The 17,072-nt window shown below is 72.9% G+C and carries 17 protein-coding genes; 9 read left to right on the top strand and 8 right to left on the bottom strand.

Going from position 1 to position 17,072, the window contains the following annotated elements; all coding sequences use genetic code 11:
* The first annotated feature begins 132 nt into the window (after positions 1 to 132).
* Genes OG730_RS39600 through OG730_RS39590 form a run of 3 tightly spaced genes read left to right on the top strand, consistent with a single transcriptional unit; the run spans position 133 to position 3,496 of the window.
* Positions 133 to 1,689 (top strand): DUF6056 family protein, encoded by a 1,557-nt coding sequence (locus OG730_RS39600; RefSeq protein ID WP_327308835.1) that lies wholly within the window; start codon positions 133 to 135, stop codon positions 1,687 to 1,689.
* A gap of 15 nt (positions 1,690 to 1,704) precedes the next feature.
* Positions 1,705 to 2,769, top strand: coding sequence for an FUSC family protein (locus tag OG730_RS39595; protein ID WP_327308834.1), 1,065 nt, complete (start codon positions 1,705 to 1,707; stop codon positions 2,767 to 2,769).
* 34 nt (positions 2,770 to 2,803) lie between these two features.
* The gene (locus tag OG730_RS39590) at positions 2,804 to 3,496 is read left to right on the top strand and encodes an aspartate/glutamate racemase family protein (RefSeq protein WP_327308833.1); all 693 of its coding nucleotides are present in this window, start codon (positions 2,804 to 2,806) and stop codon (positions 3,494 to 3,496) included.
* 22 nt (positions 3,497 to 3,518) lie between these two features.
* Here the strand turns inward: OG730_RS39590 and OG730_RS39585 are convergent, their stop codons facing one another.
* The 3 genes from OG730_RS39585 to OG730_RS39575 are packed head-to-tail and all read right to left on the bottom strand — an operon-like array spanning position 3,519 to position 5,876.
* Complete coding sequence (locus OG730_RS39585; protein WP_327308832.1) at positions 3,519 to 3,911, bottom strand: hypothetical protein; 393 nt, start codon at positions 3,909 to 3,911, stop codon at positions 3,519 to 3,521.
* Between the two features lie 52 nt (positions 3,912 to 3,963).
* Positions 3,964 to 4,644: a response regulator transcription factor gene (locus OG730_RS39580; protein ID WP_327308831.1), complete on the bottom strand. Its 681-nt coding sequence runs from the start codon at positions 4,642 to 4,644 to the stop codon at positions 3,964 to 3,966.
* A complete protein-coding gene (locus OG730_RS39575; RefSeq protein WP_327308830.1) occupies positions 4,641 to 5,876 on the bottom strand; it encodes a sensor histidine kinase in 1,236 nt (411 codons plus the stop codon). The genes OG730_RS39580 and OG730_RS39575 overlap by 4 nt, the downstream gene beginning before the upstream one ends.
* Positions 5,877 to 5,987: 111 nt before the next feature.
* Here OG730_RS39575 and OG730_RS39570 point away from each other — a divergent pair, with 111 nt between their 5' ends.
* Positions 5,988 to 7,562 (top strand): hypothetical protein, encoded by a 1,575-nt coding sequence (locus OG730_RS39570; RefSeq protein ID WP_327308829.1) that lies wholly within the window; start codon positions 5,988 to 5,990, stop codon positions 7,560 to 7,562.
* Positions 7,563 to 7,595: 33 nt separating this feature from the next.
* On the opposite strand, the gene OG730_RS39565 is transcribed toward OG730_RS39570, so the two are convergent.
* Complete coding sequence (locus tag OG730_RS39565) at positions 7,596 to 8,957, bottom strand: M64 family metallopeptidase (RefSeq protein WP_327308828.1); 1,362 nt, start codon at positions 8,955 to 8,957, stop codon at positions 7,596 to 7,598.
* 162 nt (positions 8,958 to 9,119) lie between these two features.
* Here OG730_RS39565 and OG730_RS39560 point away from each other — a divergent pair, with 162 nt between their 5' ends.
* Entirely contained in the window at positions 9,120 to 10,481 is a 1,362-nt protein-coding gene (locus OG730_RS39560; RefSeq protein ID WP_327308827.1) for a helix-turn-helix domain-containing protein, read from the top strand.
* A 21-nt stretch (positions 10,482 to 10,502) separates the two neighbouring features.
* On the opposite strand, the gene OG730_RS39555 is transcribed toward OG730_RS39560, so the two are convergent.
* Positions 10,503 to 11,201, bottom strand: a complete 699-nt coding sequence (locus tag OG730_RS39555; protein WP_327308826.1) for an alpha/beta fold hydrolase — start codon at positions 11,199 to 11,201, stop codon at positions 10,503 to 10,505.
* 66 nt (positions 11,202 to 11,267) lie between these two features.
* Here OG730_RS39555 and OG730_RS39550 point away from each other — a divergent pair, with 66 nt between their 5' ends.
* The gene (locus OG730_RS39550; protein ID WP_327308825.1) at positions 11,268 to 11,678 is read left to right on the top strand and encodes a RidA family protein; all 411 of its coding nucleotides are present in this window, start codon (positions 11,268 to 11,270) and stop codon (positions 11,676 to 11,678) included.
* A 39-nt stretch (positions 11,679 to 11,717) separates the two neighbouring features.
* Here the strand turns inward: OG730_RS39550 and OG730_RS39545 are convergent, their stop codons facing one another.
* Positions 11,718 to 12,242 (bottom strand): GNAT family N-acetyltransferase, encoded by a 525-nt coding sequence (locus OG730_RS39545; RefSeq protein ID WP_327308824.1) that lies wholly within the window; start codon positions 12,240 to 12,242, stop codon positions 11,718 to 11,720.
* A gap of 109 nt (positions 12,243 to 12,351) precedes the next feature.
* Between OG730_RS39545 and OG730_RS39540 the strand changes: the two genes are divergently transcribed.
* Positions 12,352 to 13,002, top strand: coding sequence for a helix-turn-helix transcriptional regulator (locus OG730_RS39540; RefSeq protein ID WP_327308823.1), 651 nt, complete (start codon positions 12,352 to 12,354; stop codon positions 13,000 to 13,002).
* Between the two features lie 100 nt (positions 13,003 to 13,102).
* Here OG730_RS39540 and OG730_RS39535 read toward each other — a convergent pair whose 3' ends face one another.
* Together OG730_RS39535 and OG730_RS39530 are read right to left on the bottom strand one after the other, a co-directional pair.
* A complete protein-coding gene (locus OG730_RS39535) occupies positions 13,103 to 13,315 on the bottom strand; it encodes a tautomerase family protein (protein WP_327308822.1) in 213 nt (70 codons plus the stop codon).
* A 79-nt stretch (positions 13,316 to 13,394) separates the two neighbouring features.
* On the bottom strand, positions 13,395 to 14,192 hold the full coding sequence (locus tag OG730_RS39530) for an SDR family NAD(P)-dependent oxidoreductase (RefSeq protein ID WP_327308821.1): 798 nt from the start codon (positions 14,190 to 14,192) through the stop codon (positions 13,395 to 13,397).
* Between the two features lie 116 nt (positions 14,193 to 14,308).
* Between OG730_RS39530 and OG730_RS39525 the strand changes: the two genes are divergently transcribed.
* Both OG730_RS39525 and OG730_RS39520 read left to right on the top strand, forming a co-directional pair.
* A complete protein-coding gene (locus OG730_RS39525) occupies positions 14,309 to 15,217 on the top strand; it encodes a LysR family transcriptional regulator (RefSeq protein ID WP_327308820.1) in 909 nt (302 codons plus the stop codon).
* A 285-nt stretch (positions 15,218 to 15,502) separates the two neighbouring features.
* On the top strand, positions 15,503 to 17,056 hold the full coding sequence (locus OG730_RS39520; protein WP_327308819.1) for a cellulase family glycosylhydrolase: 1,554 nt from the start codon (positions 15,503 to 15,505) through the stop codon (positions 17,054 to 17,056).
* Positions 17,057 to 17,072: the final 16 nt, after the last annotated feature.

Here is a 17,072-nt window from a genome sequence, read left to right as displayed (position 1 = left end):
GCCTGGCGCTCCCGGGATGCCGGGGGCCGCGGGCCGTGCACACCATGGGTGTCCGCGGGCCGGTCGGTCACGTGGGTGGGCGGGTGCGTCGGCCGCCCCTCCCGGCCGGGTTCCGCTGCGAAGGGCGGGTACATGAGCACGGCTGCGGGCGAGGGCGAGGACAAGGGCGAACGCAACCCGCACGAGGGCGCCGGGGGCGGACGCCCCCGCACGTTCCCGCGCGGGGTGCTCCCCGCTGCCGGTGCGGTCCTCGTCGCCGCGGCCGGTGCGCTGATCGCCGTGGGCTGCTTCCTCGGTCTGTACGTGAGGCCCACGTCCGACGACTGGTGCGCCGGCTGGAAGGCCCGCGACATGGGCGTCCTCGGCATCACCTCCGACTTCTACACGACACAGAACGGCCGGATCACCAACGCCTTCCTGAGCGGTCTCGTCTACGGTGACGGACTGGCCGGGGCCAAGATCCTGCCGACGGTGATCGCCGTCTGCTTCACCCTCGGACTGGTCCTGCTGGGGCGCGAGTTCGTCCGCTTCCTCGGCGGCGGGCCCCGGGTGCCGGCCCTGACCGCCTGCGCCCTGGTCGTCCAGGCACTGGTCTATTTCGCGGGACCGCGCAGCTATCAGGTGCTGCTGTGGGCGCCCGCCACGATCTCCCACACCGTGCCGAGCGTCGTCGGCGTGTGGGTGCTGCTGCTGGCCCTGCGGACCGCCGGCCATCCCCGTACCGCCGTCCGGGTCGCCGGGCTGGCCGGCGCGTTCCTCATCGGCTTCGCGATGGGCACCCTGAGCGAGCCGTTCACGCTCGTCAGCGGTCTCCTGGCGGCGCTCCTCGGGCTGCTCTGCCTGCCCCGGCTCGGACTGGCGCGGGACTGGCGGCCGTTCACCTGGTGCCTCGTCTGGTGCTCGGGACTGGTCTGCGGCCTGGTCGTGCTCTACACCTCCCCGGGTGCCCGGTGGCGCCGGGCCCAGCAGCCGCCCAAGGAGTCGATGCTGTCCCCGGGCGAACTCCGGGCCACCTTCGAGGACTGGCTGCGCATGTGGGACTCCGTCGCCGGGCGGCCGGCCTACCTCGGAGCCGCGGCCGTCGGCGTCCTGCTGGGGCTGGCGGCGGTCCTGGGGAGGGGCGGGCGGTGCGGGCCCGTGCCGGGGAAGCGGGAGGCGCGCGGGCCCGTACCGCGCGGAACGCTCGTCGCCCTGCTGCTGCTCCCGGTGCCGGTGGTGGTGCTGGGCTCGTTCGCGGTGGCCGCGGGCCTGCGCAGCGGTTACGGGCCGGCCGGGTGGACGTACGCCCGGACCTGGACGAGCTACCTGGTTCCGATGGAGCTGGCCCTCTGCGGCTACGGCGCCCTGCTGGGGGCCTGGGGCGGGCGGCGGCTCCGGGCGCACCGGAGCGCCGGCACGGCGCTCCTGGCCTGCGCCGTGGTCGCGGGCTGCCTGGCGCTGGCCTCGGTGGCCGTACTGGTCCCCGAAGTCCGGCGGCTGACGACCACCACGGTCACCCGCTCGGTGGCCTGGGACGCGCAGGACGCGCGCATCCGGGCCGAGGCCGGGCGGGGCTCCACGGACGTGGCGTACAAGCCGCTGTACATCGGCGACCTCGCCGAGCCCTTCTACACGCAGGCCTACGAGCGGGACTGGGTCGCCGCCTGTGTGTCGAAGTGGTACGGCATCGACCGGATCCACCGCGGCTGAGCGGGCTGGCCACGGATGACCGATCTCGCCTCCTCCGCGGCGCACCGGGCCGGGCGGGCCCGGGAGCTGCTGCGCACCGAGGGTCCGGCCGCCGCCCGCATCGTGGTCACCGTGGCCGCCGCCTGGCAGGCCGCGCTGTGGCTGGGCGCCGACCAGCCGCCGGTGTTCGCGGCGATGGTGCCCCTGGTGGCGCTGCGCGGTGATCCGATGACGGCCCTGGGCACCTCGCTGCAGCGGATCCTGGGGGTCGTGGCGGGGGTGCTGCTCGCGATCGGCGTCCTGAACCTGTGGCAGCCCTCCACCCTGACTCTGGCCCTGGTCGTGGCCCTCGGCCTGGGCGCCGGCATGGTCCTGCGGGCCGGCGGCGCGCTCAACATCCAGGTCGCGCTGTCCTCGCTGCTGGTCTTCGCCAACGCCTCCCCCGACTCCTACGGACTGGACCGGGTCTGGGAGACCGTCGCGGGCGCGGCGGTCACCATCCTCCTCGCTCCGCTGCTGTGGCCGCCCGACCCGCAGCGCCTCCTGACGGCCATCGCCGGTGAATGCGCCGCACGGCTGAGCCGCTCCCTCACCGCCACCTCGGCCGTGCTGGGCGGCGGCCCGGCCGCCGCCCGCGACAACCTCACCCGGGTGCACCTCCACGTCGACGCGGTGCACGCGGGCGCCGCACGCGCCCGTGAGGCGGAACGCGCCCTGCGGTTCAACCCCTTGCGCCGCCGTCAGCGCGGCACCGTACGTCTCCTGGCCGAGCGCGTCGCCGCCGCCGACGGGCTCGCCGCGCACGTGGCGACGCTGGCCGGGGAGGTGGACGCGTTCACCTGCCGGGACGACCTCGCTCCCGACCTCGCCCGTGCCCGGATCCGGCTGCCCGAACCGGCCTCGCTCACCGCGCGGGCCGTCGAGGAGGCGTTGTCGGGCGAAGACCCCGGGGCCGCCGTGACCGCCGCCCGCGCCGCGCTGGCCGACTACGCACGTGCGGACGCCCGGCCCGTCGCCGTCGCCCTGCGCCGGCCCTTGCACCGGGTCCTCGACGCGCTGGAGGTCCCGTCCACAGCCACCCAAAGCCCGCCTTATGGATGAACGGGCATAGAGAGATTCCCCTTATGATCGACGCATGAAGACCATCGGGTTGATCGGCGGCATGAGCTGGGAGTCCACGGCGGAGTACTACCGGATCCTCAACGAGCGGACCCGCGAACGCCTCGGCGGACTCCACTCCGCCCGCTGCGTGCTCTACTCCGTGGACTTCGCGGAGATCGAGCGCTTGCAGGTCCAGGGCCGCTGGGAGGAAGCCGGCGAGGTACTGGCCGATGCCGCCCGTTCGCTGGAAGCGGCGGGCGCGGAGCTCCTGCTGATCTGCACCAACACCATGCACAAGGTCGCGGACCCGGTCCAGGCCGCCGTCTCCGTACCCCTCCTGCACCTGGCGGACACCACGGCCGCCGCCGTCCGGGCCGCCGGACTGCGCCGGGTGGGGCTGCTGGGCACCGCGTTCACGATGGAACAGGACTTCTACCGGGGCCGCCTGGCCGCGGGCGGGCTCGACGTCAGCGTCCCGGGTCCCGAGGGGCGTGCACTCGTACACCGGGTGATCTACGAGGAGCTCTGCCTCGGCGTGGTCCGGGAGGAGTCGCGCGCCGCGTACCGCCGGGTCGTCGGGGAACTCGTCGCCGGGGGCGCCGAGGGGATCGTCCTGGGGTGCACGGAGATCGAGCTGCTCATCGGTCCCGCGGACAGCCCCGTACCGCTCTTCCCCACCGCCCGCCTGCACGCCGAGGCGGCGGTGGACGCGGCCCTGGCCCCGTAACGCAAGGCCCCGTAAGGGCCCGTCAGGCGGGGCCGAAGAGGTCCTCGCGCGCGTCGTCGAGGATGAAGCCGTTGTCGAAGCGCACCCGGACGGTTACGCGGAGCGGCTCCGCGCGGTAGGCGGTCCAGGCGGGCTCCAGCCCGGCGACCTTCTCCTCCAGCTGCTTCCTGCTCTCCGCCGGCATGCCCGCGCCGTAGGCGTCGAGGAGCGACTTGAGCCGTTCGTACTCGCGGGATTCCTCGGTCTGCCGGTCGTGCTCGACCACCTCCACGACGGTGCCCTCGGTGCCCGCCGCCAGGGACAGCGAACCGGCGACGGCCCCCGCCGACCCCGAAGGGTCCTCCGTCATCGCGACCCAGTCGGTCAGCCGGGTGTCGGCCGCCAGCCTCACCCGCAGGCCCTCGTTCAGCGTCATCGTGTCTTCAACTCTCCGCTCGGTACGTGCGGTGCCATTATCCGTCTCCCCTCTACGCCATCCCGCCGGTCCCGGGCGCGCCGATGCGGTAGCCCACGCCGGGGGTCGTCGTGATGATCTGTGGGGCACCCAGTTTGCGGCGCAGGCGGCCCATGGTGACCGCGACCGTGTTGGTGAACGGGTCGGCGTTCTCGTCCCAGACCTGTTCGAGCAGGGCCTCGGCGCTCAGGAAGCCCGGACTCGCCCGGAGCAGGGCCTCCAGTACGGCGAACTCCTTGACGGAGAGCTCCAGGCGGGCGCCGTCGCGCAGGGCGGTGCGGTGCACGGGGTCGAGTTCGATTCCGGCGGCGCGCAGGGTGCGGGGCCGGGCCGCGGGCCTGCGGCGGGCCAGGGAGCGGATGCGCAGGATCAGTTCGGGGAAGTGGAAGGGTTTGGCGAGGTAGTCGTCGGCTCCGAGGGTGAGGCCGCTGACCCGGTCGCCTGGCGATCCGGCCGCGGTCAGCATCAGCACCATCGCGCGGTCCTCCCGCTCCGTGAGCATCCGGCAGAGCGTGTCGCCGTGGATGCCGGGCAGGTCCCGGTCGAGGACCACCACGTCGTACGCGTTGACGTCGAGCTTGGCGGCGGCGGCCAGCCCGTCGTGAGCGAGGTCGACGGCCATGCCCTGGTCGCGCAGTCCTTCGGCGACGACCTCCGCGAGCGAGCGCGCGTCCTCGACGACCAGGATCCTCATGCCGTCCCCCCGTGCGGACCGTCTGGGCGGGAGGGGTCCGCCGGCGGCATCGCGGCCGTCACCTTCAGTCCGCCCTCCGCCCGGACCCGGAGGTCGAGGCTGCCGCCGTGCGCGGACACGATGGCGGCCACGATCGACAGCCCCAGTCCGGAGCTCTCCTGCGATCCGGTCCGGTCGGTGCCGAGCCGCTCGAACGGCTGCGTCAGCCGGTCCACCTGGTCCTGGTCGAGGACGTTCCCGCCGGTCTCGACGACGAGTCGGGCCCAGGGGGCGTCACCCGAGCCGCCGTCACCCGAGCCGGCGTCACCCGTACCGGCGTCACCCGCGCCCGCCCCGTCCTGCGTGGCGAGGCGGATCCAGCCGCCCTCCTGGTTGTGCACGATCGCGTTGTCGATCACGTTCTGCACCAGCCGGGACAGGAGCGCCGGGCTGCCCCGCGTCCACGCCTTCGACGCCAGCTCGGCCTCGACGGTCAGGTTCTTCCCGGCGATGGCGCCGGCCCGGGCTGCCAGTGCCTCCCCCGCCAGCTCGGCGAGCGATACGGGGACGCGGTCGGGGAGGACGCCGTGCTGCGCGCGGGCGAGCACGAGGAAGCCTTCCAACAGGCGGTCCACCCGGTCCAGTTCGGTGCGCACCCGGCCGGCGAGCGCGACGGTCTGCGCCGCGGGCTGCGGTTTGGCCACGGCCACGTCGAGCGAGGCCCGGATCGTGGTCAGCGGGGTCCGCAGTTCGTGCGAGGCGTTGGCCACGAAGCGCCGTTGCGCGGCGAACGAGGCCTCCAGGCGGGCCAGGAGCCCGTCCACCGTGTCCGCGAGCTCCTTGACCTCGTCGGCGGGTCCGGCCACGGCGAGCCGCTGGTCCAGGTTGTCCGCGGAGATCCGCCGCGTGGCCGCGGTGATCAGGCGCAGCGGGCGCAGGACGTGCCCGGCGAGGATCCGGCCGAGCAGGAGCGAGACGGCCGCCATCACCACGATCGCGATCAGCGAGCCGAACAGGAGCTGCCTGGACTGCTGCGCGTGCACCTCCGCGAGCTGCCGTTCGAGGTCGCGGACGTGCTGTGCGACGCCCGTGGCCGGCTCGCCCGGCGGCGCCTGCCCCGGGACGGACCGGATCATGTCGGAACGGGAGAGCAGGTAGATCAGGGCGATGAGGCCGATCCCGGACAGCAGGAACACCATCGCGTAGAGCATCGTGAACCGCCGTCCGACGGTCCCGTTCCGCAGTCTGGCCATGGCGTCTCTCCCCGTCCCGTCCGATGGCGTCCAGCATGCCCGCCGGCACCTAACAGCGTCATGACAGCGACGGTTCGGCCCGCGTTACGGGCGGCTGCGTAGAACCGAAGCATGCTCACACACAGCGAACTCCTCCGGCGGGAGTGGACCCGCTTCCTGCGTCCGGCCCGGCTGATCGCCCTGGTCACCGCGGCCCTGATGGTCCTCGCCCTCGGCCTGCTCTACGCCTTCGGCAACCACGCGTCCTGCGCCGGCACCTGCCCGGCCGATCCCACCGGCCCGGACGGCGCCGCGGTCAGCGACCAGTTCGCCTTCATGCACCGGGACCTGGGGCGCGAGGGCGGCATCACGGTTCGGATGACGTCCATGACGGGCACCATCACCTATCCGCCGCCCCACCACGACCAGATCGTCCCGAGCCTGGTGCCGTGGGCGAAGGCCGGGATCATCGTCAAGGACGGCCTCGGCCCGGGGTCCTCGTACGCGGCCCTGATGGTCACCGGCGCGCACGGCGTGCGGATGCAGTACGACTACGGCCACGACATCGCCGGGAGCGCCGTCAACGGCGCGGCGCTCTCGCAGGCCTCGCCGGTGTGGCTGCGGCTGACCAGGGCGGGCGACACCATCACGGGCTACGAGTCCTCCGACGACGAGCGGTGGGCGAAGGTGGCCGCCGTGAAGCTCGCGGGGCTGTCCGGGACCGCACAGGTCGGCATGTTCGCCACCTCCCCCGGCGACCTCACGCTGCGTCCGGTCGGCCTCGGCGGCGCCACGGAGGAGGTGCGCTTCACCCAGGCCGCCGGTTCCTTCGACCGCGTCGCTGTGGAGGGCGCCGCCGTGGGCGGGAGCTGGCGGGCCGGGATGGTCGGGGGCGAGATGAACTCGACCGACTGGGAGAAGCACCACCAGCCGTCCGGGGCCGTGGAGAAGGACGGCGGGATCACCGTCACCGGTACCGGTGACATCTCGCCCGCGGCGACCTCGGGCGGCCGCCCCGTGGAGGGGATGCTGACCGGGCTGAGCCTCGCCCTGCTCATCGTGCTCGTGGTGGCGGTACGGTTCGCCGGTGACGGGTCCGGCCGCGACGGGTCCGGCCGCCGGCCGCCGGTGGAAGGCGTACCGCTCACCCGTGCGGTGCTCGGGGCGCGGGCCGTCGTGGTGGGGGCCGTGACGTTCGTGACCGGGCTGCTCGCCATGGGCATCGTGGTGCCGGTCGGCGTGGCGGTGCTGACGTCCAACGGGGTTCCCGTCGTGGGGCTTTCCGTGTTCACCGGGGCCCGGGTGGTCGTCGGCGTCTCCGCGGTGCTCGCCCTCACGGCCGTGCTCGCCCTGACCCTCGGCGCGGCGCTTCGGCGCCGCTGGCTCGCGGTGCTCGTGGCCGTCTCGGCGATCGTGGTCCCGTACGCCGTGAGTACCGTCCCCCTGCTGAGCGACGGTCTCGCGCAGTGGCTGCTCCGGGTCACTCCGGCCGCCGGTTTCGCCGTCCAGCAGACCCTGATGGAGTACCCGCGGGTCACCGCCCACTACGCGCCTTCCGCCGGGTACTTCCCATTGCCCTGGTGGGCCGGGGCCGCGGTGCTCTGCGCGTACGCGGCGGCCACCACGGTCCTTGCGCTGCGGCGCCTGCCGCGGAGCGGTGCGGGCCCCGGCTCCCCGGCCGAGGCCCCCGTGGGCGAGGCGGTCTAGGTCGCCGCGGGCACCGCGCGGCCCGGCCACCGCCTACCGGCGGACGGTCCAGTCGACGGTGGAGCGCAGCGTGCGGGCGATCTCCGGGTCGCGCACCGAGGGGGTCCGGTCCTCGGCGGTGACCGACAGGGTGTGGGTGCGCGCGTCGGTGAGCCTCAGCTCCGCGACCGGCACGTCGGTCCGGCCGGCCAGTCGCCTGACCTCCCGGCCGTCGAGGTACCAGCGGACCAGGAGTTGCCTGCCGTCAGCGCCGGTGAGCCGGGGTACGGCCGCCTTCGCGGTGTGCCGCGTCCGCAGGGTGCGGTCCGTCGGGGTCAGCGCGGTGACGGTGTTCGCGTGCTGGTGGAAGCCGGCGATCATCGCCTCGACGCCGGGCAGGTTGAAGGGTTTGCCCAGGACCCGCATCAGCGACTTGTCGGTGGGCCGTTGGAGCCCGGTGACGAAGTAGCCGCCGCCCTCGTAGGCGCCGACGGTGCCGCCGTCCGGGGAGGGTTCGCCGAGCCAGCGGTGCCACTTGGTGCGCCGGGCGGACATCTGATCGGCGGACAGCGTGGAGCTGTTGGACTCGGCGGGCTCGGGACCGGTGTACTTCTCGTAGTCCGGGACGCCGGGGTAGAAGTACTCGTCGGCGAGCTTGCCGAGGGAGTGACCCGTCTCGTGGATGGCGACCTGGCCGGACTTGGCGTTGTCCGCCGAGGCGGTGGAGATGCCCTCGTAGCCGAGGGTGGCGCTGGGCTCGTTGTAGCCGGCGCCGCCGTACTTGGCGCTGTTGGCCAGGACGAGGACCAGGTCGGCCTCGGGCGCCTTGGCCACGTAGGAGTCCACCTTGGGCTGGTCTATGCACAGGAGCCGCTCGATCTCCTCGCACCAGAAGTACGCGCCGAGGGCCGTGTCGCGGACGGCTCCCCGGTCGGGGTCGCCGGAGACGCCCGACTCCCGGGACACCGCGTCGACCGTCCAGACGTTGAAGAGGTTCCGGTACGTGGCGTACGGCTCCACCGCCGTCACCTCCGCCCACTTGGCCCGGGCATCGGCGTGGAACTTCGCCAGCTCGTCCGCCGTGTAGCCGTCGCCGATGACGACGAGGTCCAGCCTGTCGGCGGTGGGGCCGTTGTCGACGATCTTGGCCACTTCGCCGTCCGCCGCGCGCTCGGCTTCGGAGAGCCGGGCGCCGGTTCCGGCCGGCCGGCCGGCGTGTGCGGGAACGCGGGTGTGACCCGATCCGGCGTCACCCCCCTGCTCCGGGCCGGGAATCTCCACCACCAGCCGGGGCGCGACCGGGGCGTCTGCCGCGCGGACGGGTCCGGCGGCCAGCAGCGCGGCGGTCGCGCAGACCGCCGCGACGGCTGCCCGCAGGACCACCCGGGCGGCGGCCGGGCGTCTGACGTGGTGCATGAAGTCCTCCTGAGATGACGGGAGTTGAGCAGAGGCGAAGCAGAGACGTAAGCAGAGATGTAAGCAGATTGAATCGGTTGCTTAAATTAGGTGGCGCACGACGGGTGCGCAATCCCCTGCTCCCCCTGAATACTGGGCAGTTCGAGCAACCAGGGGGATCTCATGGACGAACCGGCCGAGATCGGCCGCAGGGTTCAGCGCATGCGCACCGAACTCGGCCTCACACAGCGCAAGTTGGCAGAGCCGGCGTACACCCCGGCCTATGTCTCCACGCTGGAGTCGGGCAAGGTGCGCCCTTCCGAAGCCGCCCTGCGCTTCCTGGCCGAACGGCTCGGCACCTCCTACGAGGAACTGACCACCGGGCGCCCGGCCGCCCTGGCCACCGAGCTGCGTCTGGCCCTCACCGACGCCCAGCAGCTCCTGGCCTCGGGCGCGGCGGTCGAGGCCGCCGTCCACTACCGGCGGCTGCTCGCCGAGGCGGAGGAGCTCGGGCTCGCCGAGGAGCGGGTCGGGGCGCTGCTCGGACTGGGCGACTGCGCCCTGGAGACGGGCGAACTACCCACGGCCATCGGCTACTTCGAGTCGGCCGAACGCCTCCTGGCCGACGAGCCGCTCCCCCGCCGTGCCCGCCCGATCCGGGGCCGCGCCGTGGCGCACCTGCTCGCCGGGGAACTCCGTTACGCCTGCTACCTGCTCGAATCGACCATCGACGAGCTGGGGGCGAGCGGACTGGCCGACCCCGAGGCGCTGCTCCTGCTCTACGCCGCGGTCATCGGGCCGTACATCGACATGGGCGCCCACGCCCGGGCGGCCCACGCCGCCGAACTCGCCCTGGCCCTGGCCCCCCGGGTCACCGACCCGGCCCTGGTGGCGGGCATGCACCGGCAGGTCGCGCGGACCTTCCTGACGGAGGGGCGGGTCGCCGACGCCGACGCCTCCCTGGCCAAGGCCCAGGCGATCTACGGGCAGCTCCAGCTACGGACCGATCTGGCGCACTGCCACTGGATGCGCGGCTACGTACAGGCACAGAACGGCGACCTCGCCTCCGCCGAGCGGGAACTGCGCACGGCCCGGGACATGCTCTCGGCCGGGCGGGCGGCCCTGTACACCGCGCAGGTCGAGGTCGAACTGGCCGACGTACTGCGCCGGCTCGGCCGGTACGAGGAGGCCGCCGGGCTGCTCTCGGCGCTGCTGGCACTCGGAGACAGCCACGGAGCCGTCCACGCGGGCGGCGCCCACCGGCTCCTCGGGCTCATGGCCGAGGAGCGGGGCGAGCCCGACTCGGCCGAGGAGCACTACGTACAGGCCCTGGCGCTGCTGGAACGCAGCGGGGCGACGGGCGACCTCGCGGATCTGTGCCGCCTCCTGGGCGATCTGCTGCGCCGGGCCGGCCGCACCGAGGCGGCACTGGACGCCTACCGCACGGGCCTGGGCCACCGGGCGGCCCCGGGCACCACCACCCTGGGCCCGGCACCCGCGACTCCGGCGTTCCCGCCCCACCCGCAGCGTCCTGCGTCACGGTAGGCGCACTCGTGGTCCGCGAACTCACAGCCCCGCTACGCCGAGGAGCACCTGCGCCAATTCGCGCGGCCGGGAGAACATCGGCCAGTGGCCGGTGTCCATCTCGATCAGGCGCCAGCTCTCGCCGGTCAACAGCTCGGCCACGTCGTCGGCCGGCTCGGGGTCGCCGAGCGTGCACTTGATGTAGGTCGTCGGGAGGTCGCCGAGCGAGCGGTCCACCACGGCGGGTTCGGTCAGCGTGGCACCCGGGTGCGGCGTCGAACCGCTGACGATGCGTGCGATCTGGTCCTCGGTGAGGCCGTGGCCCTCGAAGTGGGCCGCGGGCGCGACCGGCCAGAACCCGCCGTTCTCGGCGATCGCCGCCCTCATCATCGCCCCGCCGTCCGGCCACTCGGCGACGAAGGATTCGCCATCGGCCGGAATGCTGGAGTCGAGGAAGACCGTGTGTGCCAGCCGGTCACCGATCCGCCCGGCGGCCTGCCCACTTGGGATGCCCGCGTAGCTGTGGCCCACCAACACCACCTGACGCAGGTCCTGGCGCTCGACCTCGTCGACTATGTCCTGGACGTGTCGTTGCTGACCGGCGGGAACGCCGCGCTTCTCGGCGAGACCGGACAGCGTCAACGGGTGAACGCCATGGCCGGCCGCACGCAGGTACGGCACGACGTCGTCCCACGCCCACGCTCCGAGTCGCGCACCCGCGACGAGCACAAAGTTCGCCATGGCCACACCGTAACCGCTCCGGAAATTGCGGTGCGTGCCGGCACCACGCTGGGCAGACTCGCGGACATGACCGAGAAGATCACCCGCATCAACCCCGAGCAGTTGCACGAGACGCCCGGCTACCACCACATCACGGTGGTGGAGGCAGGGCGTACGGCCTATCTGGCGGGACAGTGCCCGCTGGACCGGAACGGTGACCTCGTCGGCGCCGGTTCCCTCGAGGCGCAGGCCGACCAGGTGATCGCGAACGCGCTCACCGCCCTGGCCGCGGCGGGTGCCCGGCCGCAAGACGTGGTGAGGTCGGTGATCTACGTGCGGAGCGAGGAGAGGGACATCCTCGGAGCCGCATGGCGTCGGCTCACCGATTCTGCCCTGGGCCCGGCGTTCACCACCGCCAGCACGCTCCTGGGCGTGGCACAGCTGGGCTTTTCCGGACAGCTCGTCGAGGTGGATCTCACCGTGGCGCTGCCCGACTGACTTCGAACGGCCCCTCGACCCGGGTGGCCGAGAACAGGCCTAGAGGTCGATCCAGTAGCGCCGCTTGGGGCCGATGAGGGTCTCGCGGACGTCCTCCAGGACGCCGCCCTGGCCCTCGATCGTGCGGATCGAGGCCTGGTTCCCTGGGTCGCAGGTGAGGAGGACGCGGTCGATCCCCAGCAGCCGGGCCTCGTACTTGACCTCGCCCAGGGCCCAGGTGGCCAGGCCGCGGCGGCGGGCCGAGGGGCGGACGCTGTAGCCGATGTGGCCTCCGGCGTCGAGCAGGAACCCGTTCAGGTGGTGGCGCAGGTCGATGGCGCCCAGGTATTCGTCGCCCTCGGCCATCCACCAGTACGTGGCGTGGACGCGGCCGGACGCGGGCGGGACCGAGTGGTCCCCGTACGTCCGCAGCCGCTCCGTCCACGCGGCGAAACCCTCCGCGCTGTCCACGTCGTCGTCGGAGGAGAGCCCGGCGCCGTCCATGTGGGCATCGAGCCCCCATTCCTCCTGCGCGGCGAGCCAGGAGGCGTGCAGACGGGGGGTGGGAGCGATCAGTTCGGGCATGAACGGACGATAACAGTCCACGGAAACCGCCCCCCGGCGAGCACCTGGGGGCGGCGGCGACCTGGGCTTCCTCCTCTTTTAGGCCATGGGCGTCGTTTATATTGGGGCCATGCCCGACCAGCCCCGCGATGTGGATGCCCAGCGCGTCCACCACGCCTTGGCCGTACCGTCCCGCCGGCGTCTGATGACCCTGCTGCGGGAGGCGGACGGGCTGCTGGGGGTGGCCGACATGGCCGCCGCCACGGGGCTCTCGGTCGCCACCGTCCGCCATCATCTGGCCGCCCTGGCCGAGGCGGGGCTGGTCACGGCCACCGCCTCCGCCGGGCCGGGCCGGGGCCGCCCGAGACTCCGGTACGCGGCCACCTGGCCCGATCCCCAGGGGGAACCGGCCGACAGTGCGTTCCGGGAGCTGGCCCGGGCCCTGGCCGAGGCGGTCGGGGGCGGTCCCGGCGCGTCCCGGGAGGCGGGTCTCGACTGGGGCCGCCGACTGGCCGGGAGCGGGCCCGCGGCGGAGCGGGTGTTCGCCGCGGCCGCCCGGATGGGCTTCGCGCCCCGGGCCGCACCGGGGCCCGACCCCGGCACCCGGCGGCTCCTGCTGGAGGCGTGCCCGTACCGGGAGCTGGCCCGGGCCCGGCCCGAGGTCGTGTGCGCCGTCCATCAAGGCGTCCTGGACGGCCTGCTGGAGGCCGACGCGACCACGGTGCGGCTGCTGCCCTTCATCGGCCCGGACCTCTGCGCGCTGGACCTGCGCAGCACCTGACCCGCAGGCCGCCCGGCCCTGTGCACCGCCCGGTGTGCCCCGCGCCCGGTGTGCGCGGCGTCCGGTGTGCGCGGCATCCTGCCTCCGTGCGGGGCCGGCGTCAGTCGCGGGCGCGGTTGCGGCGGCGGTACTCGTCCGTCGGGACGCCGCCCACGCCCCAGTCCTCCAGCGCTACCTCCTCGATGAGGACGAACGTGGTGGCCGGGTCCTTGTCAAGGACCTTGACCAGCAGGTCGGTGACTCCCGCGATGATCTCGGCCTTCTGCGACGCGGTGGCGCCTTCACGGGTGATCTTGACGTTGACGTAGGGCACGGGGACTCCTCTGATCGCGGTGGTGACGGAGGCCCGCCCGCTCGGGAAGGAGCGCGGGCGGGAACGAGGGGCAGGGGTGTCAGATGCGGCGGCCGGTGACGTGGCCGCCGTCTACCCGCAGGGCGTGCCCGGTCACGAACCCGGCGCCCGCGAGGTAGAGCACGGCGTCGGAGATCTCGGCGACCTCGCCGACCCGGTCCTGGAGGGCGAGAGCGCCGTAGGAGTCCACGTCGGAGCCTTCGTGCAGGGGGGTGCGGATGATGCCCGGCGCGACCAGGTTGACGCTGATCCCGTCGGCGGCGAGCTCGGCGGCGAGGCTCGTCGTCAGCGCGTGCACGCCGCCCTTGCTGACCACGGGCGCGGTGGCCGGGAAGCCCGCCAGCGCGTGGTCCACCAGCACGGTGCCGATGTTGACGATGCTGCCGCCCCGCCCCTGGGCGCGCAGGGCCCGTACGACCGCCTGCGTGGTGAGGTAGGTGCCCTTGAGGTTGCCCGTCAGGTAGCCGTCCAGCTCGTCCTCCGTCACCTCGGTGAAGGGCTTCGGCTCGAAGGTGCCCGCGTTGTTGACGAGGACGTCGATCCGCCCGAAGCGATCGAGTGCCGTGCGGACGAGGGCTTCGCCGGTCTCCCGGGCCGCGATGCTGCCCGCGACGCACGCGGTGCGCTCGGGGTGGCCGAGGCCCGCGGCGGCCTTGGCCAGGCGGTCGGCGTCCCTGCCGTTGAGCACCACGTTCGCGCCGGCCGCCAGGAAGGCGCGGGCGATGTCGAGGCCCATGCCGCTGGAGGATCCGGTGACGATGGCCGTGGTGGTGGTCGCCGCGGCAGTGGCGGTCGTGGCCGTGGCGGTCGTGGGCGCGGTGGTCTGGTTGGTCGTCATGTGGCTCGTGCCTTTCGTGGGTGGGGCCGGGGAGTCCCGCGGCCGACTCCAGAAAGCTATGGGCCCTCAATCCATAAGACCACGACGGAAATTGGAGCATGTGATAATCCAGCGTTATGGATGTGGATCTGCGTGACCTGGAACTCCTGGACGCCACCGCGGAAGCGGGCTCCCTGACCGCCGCCGCCGAGCGGCTCTACGTCAGCCAGCCGGCGCTGAGCCAGCGGCTCACCCGGCTGGAGGCCCGTCTCGGCATGCAGCTGTTCGACCGCAAGGGCCGCCGCCTGATCCCCAACGCCGCCGGCCGGCGGCTCCTGGTCGCCGCCCGCCACGTCCTCGGCGAACTCGAATCGGCCTCGCGGGACCTGCGGGAGCTCCGCGACGGGCGCGACCGGCGCGTGCGGTTCGCCGCGCAGTGCAGCACCACCTTCCCGTGGCTGCCACCGGTCCTGCGCGCCTTCCGCGTGCGCGAGCCGGACATCGAGGTACGGATCGAGACCGTCGTCGACGATGCGCCGATTCCGGCACTGCTGGCCGATCTGGTCGACGTAGCCCTGGTCACGAAGCCGGATCTGCAGATGGACCGGGTGTCGCTGACCAGGCTGTTCGACGACGAGATGATGGCCGTGGTGCCCGCTGGGCACCGCTGGGCATCTCGTGCGCATCTGACCGCCCGCGATTTCGACGGCGCGGACCTGGTCCTCTACGACTTCTACGACCAGAAGCACATCCCGTCGATGCCCCTGCCGATCCCGGCCGGCGCCCGTCCCGCCCGCATCACCACCATGCCGGTGGTGACCGACCTGGTGGTGGAGATGGTGGCGGGCGGCCAGGGCGTGACGGTGCTGCCGAACTGGGTCGCCGCCCCGTACGTCGCCTCGCACGGTCTCGCCCTGGTCCGGATCGGCGCGAAGCCGCTGACCCGGACCTGGTTCGTCGCGACACGGACCGGCCCGCGCCCGCCTCACCTGGAGGCGTTCGTCGAGGAACTCGTCGCCCGCCTCGAAACTCCCCGCGTGGACTGAGGGGGCGCGGCGCGGGACCGGCACGGCCATGGTTCTCCTTTCGGCTCGAATGAAGGCGTACGGGGAGGATGGGCACAAGCCCTGAACCAGTGGGAGCGCTCCCACTGTGCAGACGGGACTCAACGCCGTCAAGGTCCGTGAAGAGTCGAAGCCATTCCGGCGGAAATTTCCTCAACTCCTCTGTTGCTTGGCATCAGTTGCCGCTACGGTCTGGCCCCAACCAGTGGGAGCGAATCCGTCAGTCGGCGCGCCGTCACAGCGCGCCCTCGCTGCAAGGACTCGCTCATGCGACACCCCCCACGCACGTCCGCGCTGCTCACAGCGGCAGCATTGGCGATGGTGAGCTGCGCGCTCGCCGTCACGGGTACGGCCGCAGGAGCCGCGGCCTCACCCTCGTGCACGGTGGCGTACTCGGTCGTCGGCCAATGGGCCGGCGGCTTCCAGGGTTCGGTCACTGTCACCAACAACGCCTCCCCGCTGAACGGCTGGAGCCTCGGCTTCGGCTTCCCGGCGGGCCAGGCCCTCAGCCAGGGCTGGGGCGCCAAGTGGTCCCAGACCGGGTCGGCCGTCACGGCGGCGAACGAGAGCTGGAACGGCACGCTCGGCACCGGTGCGAGCGTGACCACGGGCTTCATCGGCTCGTGGTCGGGCGTGAACACGGCGCCCGGCGCGTTCACGCTCAACGGAGCTTCCTGCGCCTCCGACTCCGGGCCCGGACCGAATCCGACGCCCACACCCACACCGACGCCCACGCCCACGCCCACACCGACGCCTACGCCCACGCCCACGGGCCCGACACCCACACCCACCCCCACCGACCCGATCTCCGGGGCGCCGGAACTGAGCGTCACCGGGAACCGTCTCACCGACCGGTCCGGTGCCACCCGCCGCCTCCTCGGAGTCAACCGCTCCGGCGGCGAGTTCATGTGCGTCCAGGGCCACGGCATCTTCGACGGTCCCGTCGACGACGCCTCGGTGCGCGCCATCGCCGACTGGAAGGCCAACACCGTCCGCATTCCCCTCAACGAGGAGTGCTGGCTCGGCGCGGACACCATCAAACCCGAGTACCGGGGCGCGTATTACACCGACGCCGTCAAGGGACTGGTCGACCGGGTCCTGGCGCACGGCATGACCCCGGTCGTCGAACTGCACTGGACGTACGGCCAGTACACCGGCAACTCCTCGGGGTGCGCCGACGTGCACGCCTCGTGCCAGAAACCGATGCCGGACGCCCAGTACGGCCCGGCGTTCTGGACCTCGGTGGCGAACACCTTCAAGAACGACCGGCGGGTCGTCTTCGACCTGTTCAACGAGCCCTATCCGGACCGGGCCACCCCCACCACCGCCCAGGCATGGACCTGCTGGCGCGACGGCGGCACGTGTCCGGGCATCGGCTACGAGGTCGCCGGCATGCAGGACCTCGTGGACGCCGTCCGCGCGACCGGCGCCCGCAATCTCGTCCTCGTCCCCGGCATCGCCTACTCCAACGACCTGAGCCAGTGGCTCACCCACTCGCCCACCGACCCGACGGGCAATCTCGCCGCGGCCTGGCACGTCTACAACTTCAACACCTGTTCCAGTGAGGCGTGCTGGGACTCCACTCTCGCGCCGGTCGCCGCCCGGGTCCCGCTCGTGGCGGGAGAGATCGGCGAGAACACCTGCGCGCACGCGTTCGTCGACCGCGTCATGAAGTGGTTCGACGACCGCTCCCTCTCGTACCTCGGCTGGACCTGGAACACCTGGAACTGCAACTCCGGGCCGGCCCTGATCACCGCGTACGACGGCACCCCCACCGCATTCGGCACCGGGCTGCGCGACCACCTGCGCGCCCTGAACTGAAGGGCATTCCACGAAA

The sequence above is a fragment of the Streptomyces sp. NBC_01298 genome, assembly GCF_035978755.1.
In the GTDB taxonomy this organism is placed as follows: Bacteria; Actinomycetota; Actinomycetes; order Streptomycetales; family Streptomycetaceae; genus Streptomyces.
Note: the sequence above shows the minus strand (reverse complement) of the source record. Positions and strands in the feature narration are given on the sequence as shown.

What these genes read in the sequence shown, in the direction of transcription:
- OG730_RS39600 (WP_327308835.1), top strand. Translation starts at nt 133, where the DNA reads ATGAGCACGGCTGCGGGCGAGGGCGAGGACAAGGGCGAACGCAACCCG.
- OG730_RS39595 (WP_327308834.1), top strand. Translation starts at nt 1,705, where the DNA reads ATGACCGATCTCGCCTCCTCCGCGGCGCACCGGGCCGGGCGGGCCCGG.
- OG730_RS39590 (WP_327308833.1), top strand. Translation starts at nt 2,804, where the DNA reads ATGAAGACCATCGGGTTGATCGGCGGCATGAGCTGGGAGTCCACGGCG.
- OG730_RS39585 (WP_327308832.1), bottom strand. Translation starts at nt 3,911, where the DNA reads ATGACGCTGAACGAGGGCCTGCGGGTGAGGCTGGCGGCCGACACCCGG.
- OG730_RS39580 (WP_327308831.1), bottom strand. Translation starts at nt 4,644, where the DNA reads ATGAGGATCCTGGTCGTCGAGGACGCGCGCTCGCTCGCGGAGGTCGTC.
- OG730_RS39575 (WP_327308830.1), bottom strand. Translation starts at nt 5,876, where the DNA reads ATGGCCAGACTGCGGAACGGGACCGTCGGACGGCGGTTCACGATGCTC.
- OG730_RS39570 (WP_327308829.1), top strand. Translation starts at nt 5,988, where the DNA reads ATGCTCACACACAGCGAACTCCTCCGGCGGGAGTGGACCCGCTTCCTG.
- OG730_RS39565 (WP_327308828.1), bottom strand. Translation starts at nt 8,957, where the DNA reads ATGCACCACGTCAGACGCCCGGCCGCCGCCCGGGTGGTCCTGCGGGCA.
- OG730_RS39560 (WP_327308827.1), top strand. Translation starts at nt 9,120, where the DNA reads ATGGACGAACCGGCCGAGATCGGCCGCAGGGTTCAGCGCATGCGCACC.
- OG730_RS39555 (WP_327308826.1), bottom strand. Translation starts at nt 11,201, where the DNA reads ATGGCGAACTTTGTGCTCGTCGCGGGTGCGCGACTCGGAGCGTGGGCG.
- OG730_RS39550 (WP_327308825.1), top strand. Translation starts at nt 11,268, where the DNA reads ATGACCGAGAAGATCACCCGCATCAACCCCGAGCAGTTGCACGAGACG.
- OG730_RS39545 (WP_327308824.1), bottom strand. Translation starts at nt 12,242, where the DNA reads ATGCCCGAACTGATCGCTCCCACCCCCCGTCTGCACGCCTCCTGGCTC.
- OG730_RS39540 (WP_327308823.1), top strand. Translation starts at nt 12,352, where the DNA reads ATGCCCGACCAGCCCCGCGATGTGGATGCCCAGCGCGTCCACCACGCC.
- OG730_RS39530 (WP_327308821.1), bottom strand. Translation starts at nt 14,192, where the DNA reads ATGACGACCAACCAGACCACCGCGCCCACGACCGCCACGGCCACGACC.
- OG730_RS39525 (WP_327308820.1), top strand. Translation starts at nt 14,309, where the DNA reads ATGGATGTGGATCTGCGTGACCTGGAACTCCTGGACGCCACCGCGGAA.
- OG730_RS39520 (WP_327308819.1), top strand. Translation starts at nt 15,503, where the DNA reads ATGCGACACCCCCCACGCACGTCCGCGCTGCTCACAGCGGCAGCATTG.